Source organism: Providencia sp. 6390 (assembly GCF_058148425.1).
This window is the reverse complement of record NZ_JBYVYL010000003.1, coordinates 276,016-292,019: the sequence shown is the minus strand read 5'-3', so window position 1 is coordinate 292,019 and position 16,004 is coordinate 276,016. Positions and strand designations below refer to the sequence as shown.

Annotated in this window: 11 protein-coding genes; 7 read left to right on the top strand and 4 right to left on the bottom strand. The window is 42.9% G+C overall.

Annotated features, from left to right (window positions below):
• Positions 1-44 precede the first annotated feature (44 nt).
• Together hrpB and mrcB are read left to right on the top strand one after the other, a co-directional pair.
• Positions 45-2,510, top strand: coding sequence for an ATP-dependent helicase HrpB (hrpB, locus tag AC3Z9T_RS08680; protein ID WP_490125792.1), 2,466 nt, complete (start codon positions 45-47; stop codon positions 2,508-2,510).
• Between the two features lie 210 nt (positions 2,511-2,720).
• Positions 2,721-5,243, top strand: a complete 2,523-nt coding sequence (mrcB, locus tag AC3Z9T_RS08675) for a bifunctional glycosyl transferase/transpeptidase (RefSeq protein ID WP_490125791.1) — start codon at positions 2,721-2,723, stop codon at positions 5,241-5,243.
• A 59-nt stretch (positions 5,244-5,302) separates the two neighbouring features.
• Here the strand turns inward: mrcB and nadS are convergent, their stop codons facing one another.
• Positions 5,303-5,587: a NadS family protein gene (gene nadS / locus AC3Z9T_RS08670; protein WP_490125790.1), complete on the bottom strand. Its 285-nt coding sequence runs from the start codon at positions 5,585-5,587 to the stop codon at positions 5,303-5,305.
• A 187-nt stretch (positions 5,588-5,774) separates the two neighbouring features.
• Positions 5,775-7,064 (bottom strand): glutamate-1-semialdehyde 2,1-aminomutase, encoded by a 1,290-nt coding sequence (gene hemL / locus AC3Z9T_RS08665; protein WP_490125789.1) that lies wholly within the window; start codon positions 7,062-7,064, stop codon positions 5,775-5,777.
• 218 nt (positions 7,065-7,282) lie between these two features.
• Here hemL and erpA point away from each other — a divergent pair, with 218 nt between their 5' ends.
• Positions 7,283-7,627 (top strand): iron-sulfur cluster insertion protein ErpA, encoded by a 345-nt coding sequence (gene erpA, locus AC3Z9T_RS08660; RefSeq protein WP_070925196.1) that lies wholly within the window; start codon positions 7,283-7,285, stop codon positions 7,625-7,627.
• Positions 7,628-7,680: 53 nt separating this feature from the next.
• Here erpA and btuF read toward each other — a convergent pair whose 3' ends face one another.
• Both btuF and mtnN read right to left on the bottom strand, forming a co-directional pair.
• Positions 7,681-8,496 carry a vitamin B12 ABC transporter substrate-binding protein BtuF gene (btuF, locus tag AC3Z9T_RS08655; protein ID WP_490125788.1) on the bottom strand — a complete coding sequence of 272 codons (816 nt, stop codon included), beginning with the start codon at positions 8,494-8,496 and terminating at the stop codon, positions 7,681-7,683.
• Between the two features lie 64 nt (positions 8,497-8,560).
• A complete protein-coding gene (mtnN, locus tag AC3Z9T_RS08650) occupies positions 8,561-9,253 on the bottom strand; it encodes a 5'-methylthioadenosine/S-adenosylhomocysteine nucleosidase (RefSeq protein WP_490125787.1) in 693 nt (230 codons plus the stop codon).
• 113 nt (positions 9,254-9,366) lie between these two features.
• Here mtnN and dgt point away from each other — a divergent pair, with 113 nt between their 5' ends.
• The 4 genes from dgt to mazG all read left to right on the top strand — a co-directional run bounded on the left by dgt (position 9,367) and on the right by mazG (position 15,536).
• Positions 9,367-10,890 carry a dGTPase gene (dgt, locus tag AC3Z9T_RS08645; RefSeq protein ID WP_490125786.1) on the top strand — a complete coding sequence of 508 codons (1,524 nt, stop codon included), beginning with the start codon at positions 9,367-9,369 and terminating at the stop codon, positions 10,888-10,890.
• A gap of 185 nt (positions 10,891-11,075) precedes the next feature.
• On the top strand, positions 11,076-12,410 hold the full coding sequence (rlmD, locus tag AC3Z9T_RS08640) for a 23S rRNA (uracil(1939)-C(5))-methyltransferase RlmD (protein WP_490125785.1): 1,335 nt from the start codon (positions 11,076-11,078) through the stop codon (positions 12,408-12,410).
• A 9-nt stretch (positions 12,411-12,419) separates the two neighbouring features.
• On the top strand, positions 12,420-14,657 hold the full coding sequence (gene relA, locus AC3Z9T_RS08635; protein WP_490125784.1) for a GTP diphosphokinase: 2,238 nt from the start codon (positions 12,420-12,422) through the stop codon (positions 14,655-14,657).
• Between the two features lie 84 nt (positions 14,658-14,741).
• Complete coding sequence (gene mazG / locus AC3Z9T_RS08630) at positions 14,742-15,536, top strand: nucleoside triphosphate pyrophosphohydrolase (protein ID WP_490125783.1); 795 nt, start codon at positions 14,742-14,744, stop codon at positions 15,534-15,536.
• Positions 15,537-16,004: the final 468 nt, after the last annotated feature.

Here is a 16,004-nt window from a genome sequence, read left to right as displayed (position 1 = left end):
ATCTTTATTTGCAAAAGTTAAACATCATCGGAGTTATTATTCGCGTGCTACCCATTTATGATGTGAGTGCTCCCCTATTAGCTGCACTACAGCAATCGCCTCAAGTATTACTGAACGCACCAACAGGCGCAGGTAAATCAACAGTTCTTCCACTTCTTATATTAGAAAGTGGGGTGATTGATGGACGAATTATTATGTTGGAGCCAAGGCGGATTGCTGCGCGTAGTGTGGCAGCGCGTTTAGCTCAGCAGCTCGGTGAGGAAGTTGGACAAACGGTTGGTTTACGCATGCGTTCTGAAAGTCGAATCAGCGCTAAAACCCGCATCGAAGTGGTCACCGAAGGTGTTTTAACCCGTATGTTGCAACAGGATCCGATGTTAGATGGGGTCGGGTTAATTATATTGGATGAGTTCCATGAGAGGAGTTTACAAGCTGATTTAGGATTAGCATTGCTATTAGACGCTCAAGAAGCACTGCGTGATGATTTAAAAATCTTACTGATGTCAGCAACGCTTGATGATCAAGGGGTAACTCAGCTATTTCCTCATGCGCCAGTAATAACCTCTGAAGGTCGCTCATTCCCTGTCATTCGATACTTTCAGCCAATAAATCCGAACAAACTGTTTCATAAAGAAGTCGCAAGTGCAGTTTGGCAGTTGCTTCAACAAGAAAGTGGCTCGTTGTTGTTATTTTTACCGGGTGTTGGCGAAATAGAAAAAACGCGTACAGAGCTAGCTTTGATAGTTAGTGAGGACACACTTTTATGTCCTATGTATGGTGCGCTTTCTATAAAAGAACAGCAACAAGCCATACAACCAGCACCAGAAGGTAAACGAAAGGTGGTTTTAGCCACAAATATTGCTGAAACCAGTCTTACCATAGAAGGTATTCGGTTAGTGGTTGATAGTGGTTTTGAACGTGTCGGTTTATTTAACCCAAGAACAGGGCTAACAAAACTCGTTAAGCAACGCATTAGCCAAGCCTCAATGGTACAACGAGCAGGGCGAGCGGGGCGTTTAGAATCAGGTGTTTGTTGGCATTTATTTAGTCAAGAGCAAGCGGAACGTGCTGCACAATTTAGTGAAGCGGAAATACTACACAGTGATTTAAGTGGATTATGGCTATCACTACTACAATGGGGATGCCATGAAGTCACTCAATTACAATGGCTCGATACGCCACCATCGCCAGCGATTGCTGCGGCAAAAGATTTACTCAAGCGGTTAGGTGCCATAGATCAACAGGGCCAGTTGACCCAAATAGGCAGAGGGATGACTGAATCAGGGAGCTCTGTGCGTACTGCCGCTGTTCTATACAAAGCTCAACAAAGTCAAAATATTGAAGTGATTAAACTGGCTGCATTGCTGGTCGCGATCATTGAAGAGCCTCCACGCCAGAGCCATTGTGATTTGCACCATTATTTAGAGAGGTCAACAGAAAATTGGTGTAAACGTGCTTCTATACTTAGTGGGTACAAAGTGACATCAACCGTTGGCAAAAATAGCATCTTGATAAGTGAGTGGTTACCTACGTTGTTAGCCGCAGGGTTCCCAGATCGCATTGCGAAAAAGCGTGATAACCAAGGACGCTATTTATTGTCCAGTGGTTTAGGTGCTTCATTAGATGAACATGATCCATTGCTTGCCTCTGCATGGTTAATTACACCGACACTTTGGCAGCCAGAAACATCTGCTGATGCAAAAATTGCGTTGGCACTGTCTATTGATATCGAAACACTGCAAACGACTTGCCCTGAATTGTTTTATCAGCAGGAAACGGTGGAATGGGATGAACAAAAAGGAACCTTAATTGCTTGGAAACGCTTGCAATGCGGGCAGCTAGCTGTTCAATCTGAAAGGTTGGCAAATCCGAATAGCCAACAAATTAAACATGCTTTGCTGCATTGGATCCGCCAAAATGGGTTAGATAATTTGGATTGGACTCCATTTGCTCAGCAGTTACGCATTCGTTGCCAGTTGGCACAACAATGGTTTCCAGATATTTCGCTGCCGGCGGTGGATGATGAAACACTGCTAGCCTCTCTAGAGTCTTGGCTAGCTCCCTATCTGGATGGCATTACCCATCGCAAACAGCTGCAAACATTGAATATGGGGGAGCTGTTGGGGTATCGATTAGATTGGCAACAAAAAAAATGGCTAGATGATGTATTACCAACACACTATCTAGCTGGAACAGGCAGTAATGTAAGTATTCACTATTTTCTGGAGAAGCCACCTCTTATTGAGATCCGTATGCAAGAAATGTATGGGCAATCTGCAAACCCAACGGTTGCCCATGGTCAAGCTGTGGTGACATTGTCCTTACTATCACCTGCAATGCGGCCATTACAGATCACCCAAGACTTAGGGGCTTTTTGGCAAGGCAGCTATCGTGAAATACAAAAAGAGATGAAAGGACGTTACCCAAAGCACCTGTGGCCCGATGATCCTGCGAATACAAAGCCAACCAATAAGACCAAAAAAGCCACTAATGCGGCCACGACTCGTTAGCAAATGTGTATTCACTTACCAAAGTGCTACACAAAAGATAAGTGCGAAATTAGACGGTTTTGTGCTCTAATAGGTGCCCGCTACAAGAAGGTGATATGCTTTAAGTAGCGTAATGAAATGTAATTAAGAGCTTTCTTCTGTGAACGAATTGTGTTTTTAAGCCAAAATCACGGATATTCAGTTTAAGAATTCGGGTGATATGGAGCGACCATGTCCGGTAAAGATTTAGAGCCTATCGGTAGACGTAAAAAACCGTCAACCAAAAAGAAACCATCTGACTCACGCCGTCGACGCCGTGATGACTATGATTATGATGAAGAATTATTTGACGATGATGATATTAATGAGCAAGACCTCGATGATGAAGAGGACGAGCTAGTGGCTAAGAAAAAAAATAACGGTAACAAAAACCGCAAACCAAAAAGCAAATGGCGTTGGTTTTGGCTACTGGTCAAATTATTTATTGTTTTTGCAGTATTACTTGCTGCTTATGCTTTCTACCTCAATCAGCAAATCAAGGAACGCCTTGATGGCAAGGTGTGGGATCTCCCTGCTGCTGTCTATGGTCGTATGGTTAACCTTGAACCGGGTATGGATTACAGCCAAGCAGAGATGGTGCGCTTACTTGAAGGTATGCAGTACCGTAAAGTGACTAAAATCACCAGTTCAGGTGAGTTTTCGGTAAAAGGCAGCTCGATTGAAATTTTACGCCGCCCGTTTAATTTCCCTGATCAAAAAGAGGGGCAAATATTGGCCCGAATGTCATTTGACAATGGGGTATTAACTAAGATCGAAAACATGGAAAACGGCCGTTCATTTGGTTTCTTCCGTTTAGATCCTAAGCTGATCACCATGATGCAATCAGCAAATAATGAACAACGTTTGGTATTACCGCTGGCGGACTTCCCTGAATCGTTAGTCAAAATATTGATCGAAACGGAAGACCGCAACTTCTATGAGCACGATGGGGTGAGCCTTTACTCTATTGGCCGTGCCGTTGTGGCTAACTTGTCGGCAGGTAAATCTGTTCAAGGGGGAAGTACATTAACCCAACAGTTAGTGAAAAACTTATTCTTAACCAACGAACGTACCCTTAAACGTAAAGCAAATGAAGCCATTATGGCGGTGTTGCTTGATTATAATTATGGTAAAGAACGCATCCTTGAGCTGTACCTCAATGAGGTTTTCTTAGGGCAAAATGGTAATGATGAAATCCGTGGTTTCCCTCTTGCCAGCCTGTATTATTTCGGACGCCCTATTAATGAATTAAGCCTTGATCAGCAAGCTCTGTTAGTTGGTATGGTGCAAGGTGCTTCGACCTTTAATCCATGGACTAAGCCTGAAAATGCGACTAAGCGCCGTAACATTGTGTTGAAAATCTTAGAAACGCGCCATGTTATTGATAGTGAAATGTATCAGGTACTAAGTGCGCGTCCATTGGGGGTGAAAACGAAAGAAGGCTTAGTGGCTTCACAACCTGCATTTATGCAAATGGTACGTCAGGAGCTGAACGAAAAACTGGGTGATAAAGTTCAACAGTTATCGGGTGCGAAAATTTTTACTACCTTAGATCCTGTCGCTCAAACAGCAGCAGAAACCGCGGTTGAATCAGGTGTTGCTCAATTACGTAAAGATCGTAATTTGAATGATATCGAAGGCGCAATGGTCGTTGTTGACCGTATTAATGGTGAAGTGCGTGCAATGGTGGGTGGTTCGCAGCCACAATATTCAGGTTTTAACCGAGCGCTGAATGCTCGTCGTAGCATTGGTTCATTGGCAAAACCGCCTGTTTATTTAGCAGCATTAAATGAGCCTGATCGTTTCCGCCTGAACACATGGTTGAAAGACGAACCGTTATCCGTGAAGGTGGGCAACCAAACATGGCAGCCAAGAAACTACAGCCGTAATTTCACTGGTGGTATGTTATTGGTTGATGCATTAGCAAGGTCACAAAATATCCCAACGGTAAACTTAGGGTTAGAAGTTGGGCTAGATCAGATCATGAACATTTTTGTGCGCCTAGGCGCACCGGCAAGTGCGATGGAAAAAGTGCCTGCAATGTTGCTTGGTGCGATTAACTTAACACCTGCTGAAGTGGCACAAATTTATCAAACCATTGGTGGCAATGGTAACCGCGCGAAATTGTCAGCACTGCGCTCAGTGATTGATGGCGATGGTAGTGAAATTTATCAGAGCTATCCATCTGCAGAGCGTGCTATACCTTCCCAAGCGGCCTACTTGACACTGTATGGCATGCAGCAAGTGGTTCAGCAAGGGACTGGGCGTGTTCTGCTCACTAAATACAGCAAATATAACTTAGCGGGTAAAACGGGTACCACTAACGATTTACGTGATAGCTGGTATGCAGGTATTGACGGTAAAGAAGTGGCGATAGTGTGGATTGGCCGTGATAACAATGGTCCAACCCAACTAACTGGCTCTACTGGTGCATTAAAAGTGTACCAGCGCTACTTAGACAATCAGGCACCATTAGCCTTGATCAACCGTCAGCCTGAAGGGATCGTTGATATGAAGGTGATGCCAGATGGTCAATTTAACTGTTCTGACTTTGGTGGCGGACGTACCTTGCCAATTTGGACAGACAACCCAGATGCTTTATGTCAATCATCAGCCAATCAAGCACCTGTTTGGGATTTAAATAATAATAATTCTGAACAGCCTGCAAAAGATGATGCACCTGATTGGGTGAAGGAAATGTTCGGTAATAATTAATTGGTACCGTAAATGAAAATGCCCCGTTAGGATAAAGCTGACGGGGCATTTTTTATGGATTAAATGGCTGCTAACTCTTGAAACAGTGAGGGGTTATTTTTAATCGCGATTAAAACTTTGGCTGCTAATCCAGTTGGGTTACGTCGTTTTAATTCCCAACTTTTGATGGTATCGACACTTGTGCCTAGCGCATCTGCTAATTCAACTTGTGAAACTTTCAGCTGTTCTCGGATCGCTTTAACATCAGCCACTTTATAACGAGTTACTTTTGATGGCTTCTTTTTACCGCTTTGTATTTCTACGGCTTCTTCTAATGAAGTTTTTAGTTCATTGAAAATACTCATTTGATATCTCACTTTAAGTGATTGTCTTCGTATTCAAATTCAGTTTTTCTATACAGGGTTGACTTTCTTTGGTGGTGTACAATGTACATGTATTTACTAATGTAGCATGAGATGAGCGAAGAAAAAGATAAAAATTGGCTGAAAATAAATAAGGAGGCGAAGCGATCGCCTCCAAAAGCGAGGAGAGTTATGCGGCTTTCATTTTGGCTAATGCGGCTTCCGCGGCTTCGATAGTTTTTTCAATGTCTTCATCGCTATGCGCGATAGACATAAAACCGGCTTCGAAAGCGGATGGCGCTAAATAAATACCTTGTTCTAACATAAGATGGAAAAAGGTTTTAAAACGCTCAACATTGCATTTCATCACATCTTGATAGCAAGTCACGTTTTTCGCATCAGTAAAGAAAATACCAAACATACCACCCACATGGTTAATCACCATTGGGATGCCTTGCGCTTTTGAAACACGCTCTAAGCCACGTGCTAGTTTATCGGTCAGCTCAGTCAGTCTTGAATGGACACCCGGTTGTGAGACTTCATTTAAGCAAGCGAGGCCAGCTGCCATAGCGACTGGGTTACCCGATAATGTTCCCGCTTGATAAACTGGGCCTATTGGTGCTAATTTTTCCATCACTTCATAACGACCACCAAATGCACCCACTGGCATACCTCCGCCAATGATTTTACCTAAGCAAGTTAGGTCAGGCTGCACATCATAATAATCTTGCGCGCCACCCAGTGCGACACGAAAACCCGTCATTACTTCATCAATAATAAGCAATGCATCGAATTCATCACACAGTGCACGTAGACCCGGTAAAAACTCTGCGGTTGGTGGGATACAGTTCATGTTGCCAGCAACGGGTTCAACGATCACACAAGCAATTTCTTCAGGATAGTTTTCGAATGCTTGGCGAACCGATGATAGGTCGTTATAGGTACAAGTCAGGGTATGTTTTACAAAATCTTCAGGTACACCTGGAGAGTTTGGCTCACCCATGGTTAATGCGCCAGAGCCAGCTTTAACCAGTAGGCAGTCAGCATGCCCATGATAGCAGCCTTCAAATTTAATAATTTTATCGCGACCTGTGTAGCCACGCGCAAGGCGGATTGCACTCATGGTTGCTTCAGTACCTGAGTTAACCATACGGATCATATCGATAGAAGGCACGAGTTCACAAACCAGCTTTGCCATTTCAACTTCTGCTGCGGTTGGTGCACCGAAGCTTAAACCTTTATTAACGGCTTTGATCACGGCATCGCGAATAGCAGGGTGGTTATGGCCAAGAACCATTGGCCCCCATGAACCGACATAATCAACATACGCTTTACCATCAACATCATAGATATAAGCACCATCAGCGCGTTCAATAAACAGTGGCGTACCGCCAACACCATTAAATGCACGGACTGGTGAGTTAACGCCGCCAGGGATCAGCTGTTGTGCTTGATTATAGAGATCTAAAGAGTGGCTCATGCAGGGCTCCTGAGTCGGGACTAATTAAAAAATAAAACAGTGATTGTATATTAAAGCACATAGCCAATTAAACCAAATGCATTGATTGGTAGGCACAATGTGTTGAATTGTGTAACAGGGCTTGAATCAATATCTAAGCTGGCGGATAATTAAGTTAATTGATCTGAGTAGGCTATCTGCTTACGCTGAATTACCGGTTGACCGGCTTGGAGTAAAAAATGAGTGATGATGCAGCTCTGCCGTTGCAGTTTACTGATGCGGCAGCAATTAAAGTAAAAGATTTAGTTTCTGATGAAGACAACCCAAACCTGCGTCTACGCGTTTACATTACCGGTGGTGGTTGTAGCGGTTTCCAGTATGGCTTTACCTTTGATGATAAAATCAATGAAGGTGATATGACCATTGAAAAGCAAGGCGTTGCTTTGGTGGTTGATCCAATGAGCCTACAATATCTAGTAGGTGGCAGCGTTGACTACACTGAAGGGTTAGAAGGGTCTCGTTTTATCGTGACCAACCCAAATGCTAAATCCACTTGCGGTTGTGGTTCTTCATTTAGCGTATAACGCATTGATAATGCGGAGCGGGTTTTATCCCGCTTCGTCAATTACTTCAAATACTATTTCTGTTCTGGGTGTAGCTGAGCACAAAGTGATTGTGCGGCAAGCAATGATCGAGGCCCTGCCCGGTGAAACCAATCTTCATTTAAACGAATAATCGGTACAGACAGCTGTGTGCTCCAAAACTGTTGTACAACTTTTTGTTGCGATTGATCCCCTGTCATAACAATCAATTCAGGTTTGCGAGTTAATACTTGCTCTCGGCTAACTTGTGGCCAAGGCACTGAACTGTTTGCAAATATATTTTCACCACCACACAAAGAAATAATATCATTTTGAATGGTGTCTTTTCCGGTAGTAAATAGCGGCTGAGTTCCTAATTGGACGAACAACGGTTTTTTGTATTTCTGCTGCCCATAGCGTTGCTTTAATTGAGCTAGCTGCTCTCGCATATTCGAGACTGATTGTTGAGCAATATCAGGTTTGGGACTATATTGTGCGAGCTGTTCAATGTCCGAAATAACGGACTCAATACTATTAGAATCGAAATAAATAATTGGAATTCCTAAAGCGGCTAATTGATCGAGAGGGCGTTGAGGGTTACCACCGCGCCACGCCAGTATCAAATCAGGTTTTAGCGCAATAATCCGTTCGACATTTATGCCTTGCCAATCGGCAACTTGCTCGAGTTGCTTCGCTTTTGGTGGATAATCTGAGTAAGCACTCACTGCAATTAAACTTTCACCGAATCCAGCTGCATAGGCTAACTCTGTATTTGCAGGGGAAAGGCTGATCACTCGATGCTTAGTTTCAGCTAGAGCCTGAACATTAAAAAACAGTAGTACTGCCAATAGTGTCGAGAGGTAAAATTTCATAATTCAATTCTGTAGATAAGTAAAAAAGCATGGATGTTTTTCAACCCACGCTTTCTATTTGGCATTACGCTAATTCAGCTAAAATAGCGCTGATCATCAATGATGATTGGCGTGCGGCGATCGGTAAAAACTCATCAAAACTGGTATGTGACTCTTTATCTGCCACATCTGAAATGGCTCGTACCACCACGAAAGGGACTGCAAATTGATAGCATACTTGACCGATAGCCGTTGCTTCCATTTCAACCGCTGCAACTTGAGGGAAGGTTTTTTTAATACGTGCTAGCGGCTCTGCACCATTAATAAAAGCATCACCACTGCATACTAAACCACGGACTGCATTCATTCCCAGCTGTTGGATGCATTTTTCTGCCAACGCAATCAGTTTTTGATCAGCGATAAACGCAGGGGGACACTGTGCCATTTGGCCTGGTTCATAACCAAATGCGGTGACATCTGCATCATGATAACGAACTTCTGTTGAGACAACGATGTCACCAACATTGAGACGTGGGTCTAAACCACCCGCTGAACCTGTGTTAATGACCACATCAGGCTGGCAATGCTCTAATAGCAACGTAGTACCAACAGCGGCAGCCACTTTACCAATACCTGATTTTAACAGTGCGACCTCAACACCATTAATTTTCCCAGTATAAATTTCGCAGCCAGCACGGCTTAGTGTTTGGCAACCTTCAATTTGTTCGCGCAGGATAGCAACTTCTTGCTCCATTGCGCCGATGATACCCACTTTCATGATGCTAGGTTCCTCGTTGATTAATTAGACAATGATACCTTAGATGGCTAAAGTGTAGCATTGAACGGTAGATTTCTTTTAATTAATCTTGGGCAAAAGAATGGGGCATTAGCGTGAATGAAATTAATTTCCTGACTAAATTGAATTACCAACGAAATTATAGCAGTTCGAAAAGCCCTAAAGTTTCAGCCAATAACGAAGATGCGGTTAACCGTTTATTTGAAAGTGATCGAGGCCGCATTATCAACTCCGCCGCTATTCGCCGATTACAACAAAAAACCCAAGTGTTTCCATTAGAACAAAATGCCGCTGTACGTAGCCGATTAACGCATTCATTAGAAGTGCAGCAAGTTGGTCGTTACATTAGTAAAACCGTGTTACACGAATTAAAAAAGAAAAAACTGTTAGAACAATACGGTTTGAATGAACGCACCGATGCTTTTGAAAGCCTCGTTGAGATGTCTTGCTTAATGCATGACATTGGCAACCCACCATTTGGTCACTTTGGCGAGGCCGCGATCCAAAGTTGGTTTAGTCAGTTACTTGCGCCGGATTACCTATTTAGTAGAGAAACTCCTGATCCCTGTAAGATTGCAGTAATGCGCTTGACTGGGGATGAGCGTCTCGATCTCTTTCGTCGCCAATTAAAAAAAGACCTCTGTTCATTCGAAGGTAATGCTCAAGGGCTGCGCATGGTGCACCGTTTGCTAAAACTTAATCTCACTTATGCGCAAGTGGGCTCTATTTTAAAATATACACGTGGCGCTTATGATCTTGATCCGATCCCTACCGAGTTTGATTATTTAATGAAAAAACCGGGCTACTACTGGTCTGAACTCAGTTTTGTGAATGAACTCTGTAAAAAACTGGACATGGGCAAATACTGTCGTTTTCCACTCTCATATATTATGGAAGCGGCTGATGATATTTCTTATTGTATTGCTGATTTGGATGATGCAGCAGAAAAAGGCATCTTTACGGTTGAGCAATTGATGGGGTATTTACAGGCTGAATGGGGGGAGGTCAAAAAAGGGGATTTGTTTGATGAAACCATTATGGGAGCATTCAACAATATCAGTGACAACCATACCAAGCGTATTCAGCAAGATCAGTTTTTTATGTACTTGCGTGTCAATATTACCAGCAAGTTGGCTCGCTACAGTGCTCAACGCTTTATCCAAAATCTTCCTGAAATTTATTCAGGGCGTTTCAATAGTGCTCTATTGGAAGATAAAAGCCCTGAACACCGGTTGCTTAAAATATTGAAAACTGTTGCGTTCAAACATGTGTTTAACCACCATGAAGTTGAGGAGCTTGAGCTACAAGGTTACCGCATTATTGGTGGATTATTGGATTTTTATAAACCGCTTTTGCTGTTAGAAAGAGCAAGTTTTAGCTCATTAGTGGAAAATAACTACCATAAACAGTTTTTCATTGAGACCCGCTTATTTCATAAGCTATCTAACAAACACCGTTTGTCATACAGTGAAGCTATTGAAAGTATTCGTGCAACCAGTGATATCGAGAAATCCATTCTTGAATTCTATTATCGCGCCCGTTTAATTCAAGATTACATCAGTGGCATGACAGATCACTATGCGTATGAAGAGTATCGTAAAAGTATCGTAGCTAACTAATTGCGTATTTCCATTTTTGATAAAAAATCATAAAGCGACTAAAAATAATAAAAAAATATACGTTAAGTAAAAAAGTGATGACTCATGTTGGCAAAAAAACTGCTATTATGGGCTCGCTTTTTACTACGCTGTTGAGTTAATTAGCAGCGGTATTCTTGAAATTTAATTCTCCGTAGTGATTGATTATGGCCCAATTTTACTCGCCAAACCGTCGTACCACCCAACGCCGTCAAATCACGGTGACTATCGATAGTCTCGATGCTGCAGGCCAAGGGGTAGCCCGTTCTGATGGCAAAGCCATCTTTGTCGCGGGGCTGCTGCCCGGCGAGCAAGCACTCATCGAATTGGTCGAGGAAAAAAGCCGTTTTGCAAAAGCCAAAGTTGTCAAACGACTCATAACTAGCCCACTGCGCGTGAAACCGCCTTGTCGTTATTTTAATCAATGTGGTGGCTGCCAGCAGCAACACATTGATATTTCATTGCAAAGAGAAAGCAAAGCCAACGCATTACAATATTTAATGGCGCGAGAAACAGGGCTGCAACAAGCAGCACAGCCGGTGATTGTTGGTGAGGCTTATGGCTACCGCCGTAGAGCACGTCTTGGTCTGCAGTATCAACATAAAAATCAACATTTGGTGATGGGGTTTCGCCAAACACAATCCAATACACTGGTTGACATCAAGCAATGTTCTGTCCTGCATCCTGATTTAGATAAATTGATTCAACCTCTATCAGATTGCTTAAATCAGCTAAAAATAGCCGCAAAATTAGGCCATGTTGAGCTGATCCGCGCTGATAATAGCTTGATCGTGCTCATTCGCCATTTAGCTGCGCTCGTCTCCTCTGATAAACAGCAACTTAAAAATTTTGAGCAACAACATGGGGTTGCTGTTTGGTTGGCGGGTGATGAAGAGAGCTTGCAACCATTGAGTGAAAATGCCGTGTTGCCTGAATATCAGGTTGTTGATGAGACGTTACAGTTTAGCCCGTTAAACTTTATTCAAGTTAATGGCGAAATTAACCAAAAGATGGTTGCTCAAGCACTTGAATGGCTTGAACTCCGCCCTCATGATCGTGTCTTAGACCTATTTTGTGGCATGGGCAATTTTACTTTACCAATTGCACGGCAGGTGAAATCAGTTGTCGGTGTTGAGGGTGTTGAAAATTTAGTCAAGCAAGCCCGAAATAACGCTCTGCGCAACTCAATTAATAACGCGACCTTCTATAATGAAAACTTAGAAGCGCAAATCCATACTCAGCCGTGGGCTGCTGAAGGGTTTAACAAAGTATTGTTAGATCCAGCTCGAGCAGGGGCTGCCGGTGTTATGGAACATTTAGTTAAACTAGCGCCTGAAAAAATTGTCTATGTTTCTTGTAACCCGACCACTTTGGCACGGGATAGTAAAGTTTTGCTTGAGGCCGGATATCAGCTAGTACAGCTGCGAATGTTGGATATGTTTCCACAGACGAGTCATCTGGAATCAATGGCGCTATTTATACATAGCCCAGATAACAGGTAGGGAGAAAATATGGTTGCTGTAAGAAGTGCACATCTTACCCCAGCAGGTGAGTTCGCCCCCGAAAAGTGGGTGAGCGGGTTAGGGCTAAATAATCCACAATCAGAACAAAAGCTCATCCACACCTGGCAATACTGTCATGACAAATTAGCGGGGCAAGAAATTGCACCTTTACTACTGTGGCGTGGGATCGAGATGACTGAAATTCTCTCGACGCTCAGTATGGATATTGGCAGCTTACAGGCCGCTCTCCTATTCCCTTTAGTTGAAGAAAAACAACTCGATGACCAATCGGTGATTGATGATTTTGGTCAATCTATACACGATTTAGTCAAAGGCGTCCTTGAAATGGATGCTATCCGCCAATTGAAAGCGACTCAGTCGGGCGAAACCAGCTCTATCCAAGTGGATAATGTCCGCCGCATGTTGCTATCCATGGTGGAAGATTTTCGTTGTGTAGTTATCAAACTTGCCGAGCGTATTGCACATCTACGTGAAGTGAAAGATGCCACAGAAGATGAACGAGTATTAGCAGCTAAAGAGTGTTCAAATATTTATGCACCTTTAGCTAACCGTTTAGGGATTGGGCAACTAAAGTGGGAGTTAGAAGACTTTTGCTTCCGTTATCTGCATCCCGATGAATATAAGAAGATTGCGAAACTTCTGCATGAACGCCGTATTGACCGTGAAGACTATATCGATAACTTTGTAGTGACGTTACGTAAGAAAATGCTTAAAGAGCACATTCAAGCGGAAATATATGGCCGTCCCAAGCACATTTATAGCATTTGGCGCAAAATGAAGAAAAAATCGCTGGCCTTCGATGAGTTATTCGATGTGCGAGCGGTGCGTATCGTAGTTGAACGCCTACAAGATTGCTATGCCGCATTAGGTATTGTGCACACCCACTTTAGGCATTTGCCTGATGAATTCGATGATTATGTGGCGAACCCGAAACCAAATGGTTATCAATCGATTCATACCGTGGTGTTAGGCCCTAATGGTAAAACACTTGAAATACAAATCCGTACACGACAAATGCATGAAGATGCAGAACTTGGGGTTGCGGCGCATTGGAAATATAAAGAAGGTGCTACCGCAGGCGGTAAAGGTGGCGGCTATGAAAACCGTATTGCATGGTTACGTAAGTTGATTGCATGGCAAGAAGAAATGGCTGATTCAGGCGAAATGCTTGATGAAGTACGTAGCCAAGTGTTTGATGACCGTGTATATGTGTTTACACCTAAAGGAGATGTGGTTGATTTACCTGCGGGCTCAACGCCATTAGATTTTGCTTATCATATTCACAGTGATGTTGGGCATCGCTGTATTGGTGCGAAAATTGGTGGGCGTATAGTCCCATTTAGCTACCAATTACAGATGGGTGATCAAATTGAAATTATTACGCAAAAACACCCAAACCCAAGTCGTGACTGGCTCAATCCAAACTTAGGTTATGTGACCACTAGCCGTGGACGAGCCAAAATTCACAACTGGTTCCGTAAACAAGATCGCGATAAAAACGTGCTAGCAGGGCGTCAAATCCTCGATAACGAATTGGCTCACTTAGATATTGGCATTAAGGAAGCGGAAAAATTACTGATAGCTCGCTATAACGTACATTCGCTGGATGAAGTATTGGCAGGTATTGGTGGTGGTGATATTCGAATCAACCAATTGGTTAACTTCCTACAAAGCAAGTTTAAAAAGACTACTGCTGAGGAAGCTGATCGTGAAGCCATGAAAACGCTGGAAAGCAAAACAGCAGCGCCGCGCCCAGTATCGCAAAGCAATAGCAGTGGGCGCGTCGTAGTGGAAGGTGTTGGTAACCTAATGCACCATATAGCACGTTGCTGCCAACCAATTCCAGGCGATGATATCATTGGTTTTATCACCAAAGGCAGAGGGATTTCGATCCACAGCGTCGATTGTGAACAACTTGCAGAACTGCAAAGCCATGCTCCTGAACGCCTTGTTGAAGCAGTATGGGGTGAAAACTACTCAAGTGGCTACTCGTTGGTAGTACGTGTGGTTGCCAACGACAGAAGTGGTTTATTGCGTGATATCACCACCATTTTAGCCAATGAAAAAGTTAACGTGTTGGGTGTGAGTAGCCGCAGTGATGTTAAGCAGCAGCTGGCAACGATTGATATGACGATTGAAATATACAATCTGCAAGTGTTAGCAAGGGTATTAGCGAAACTTAACCAGTTGCCTGATGTGATTGAAGCCAAACGTCATTCACAATAACTTGTTTTATGCTCTCTAAATAATTCCAAATCCCATGTTACCCCTTTCGTACATGGGATTTTTTATGCTTAAAAGGTTAAAAATATGAGTTCAACAACACCACAAATTGAACGTTTACTGGAAATCATGGCAAAGCTACGTGACCCACAAACAGGTTGTCCATGGGATACACAGCAAACGTTCAAAACCATCGCTCCCTACACCTTGGAGGAGACATATGAAGTGATTGATGCCATTGAGCGTGAAGACTTTGACGATTTAAAAGGTGAGTTAGGTGATCTGCTGTTTCAAGTGGTGTTTTATGCACAGATGGCAAAGGAGCAGTCACGATTTGATTTTGAGGAAATTTGCCAAGCGGTAAGTGATAAATTAGAACATCGCCACCCACATATTTTTGACGCAGAAAATCACCCTGATGGCCATGCAGCGTTAGCTGGGTGGGAAAAACGTAAATCTGCTGAACGTGCGCAAAAGGCGCAATTTTCCGTGCTTGATGATATTCCAAATTCATTACCAGCCCTAATGAAAGCTTATAAAATTCAAAAACGTTGCGCATCAGTGGGCTTTGATTGGGATACTTTAGGGCCTGTGGTCGATAAAGTTCGCGAAGAGCTGGATGAGGTGATGGAAGAAGCCACACAAGTGGTGATTGATGATCAGCGTTTAGAAGAAGAAATTGGTGATCTACTATTTGCTACTGTGAATTTATCACGCCATCTAGGCCATAAACCTGAAATGGCACTTAACAAAGCCTGCCAGAAGTTTGAAAAGCGTTTTCGTCAAATCGAGTCACGCCTTGCAAAAGAGGGCAAAACCACCGAAACCGCAACATTGGAAGAGATGGAGCAGCATTGGCAGCAGATTAAATTGTCTGAGTAAAATATGGCAAGTATATGCTCTAAATAATTCGAGGTGCAGCTAGGTGACAAGTGAGCGAGTCGCTAGGAGTATAGAAAACACTGTGACTGGCGCGAGTGAACGTAGTTCAACAACGCTGCAACTTGAAGTATGACGAGTATAAAAGGCTAATTAATAAATATGCTTTAATTAGACACTAAAATAGTGATTATAAGATTATTGAATCTGGTATTTTTGGTGCTCATTTTTAGCTGGTTTAAAAAGGGGAATAGCTCAAAATATTGTTTATATCCAGTCAATTAAAAGCCTTCATCAATATTAATTAAAATGTTTAACAAAAAAGTTTCATTAAATTGATATAAAACAACAATCACAGCCCTCTCTTAATGCTGAAAGGATTTAGCTTTTCTAAAAACTATGCTAGTCTTACTCCAAGTAGCGATTATAGAGCCGGCAAGGACTGAGTGTCTATTTTGAGTACAATGAAGG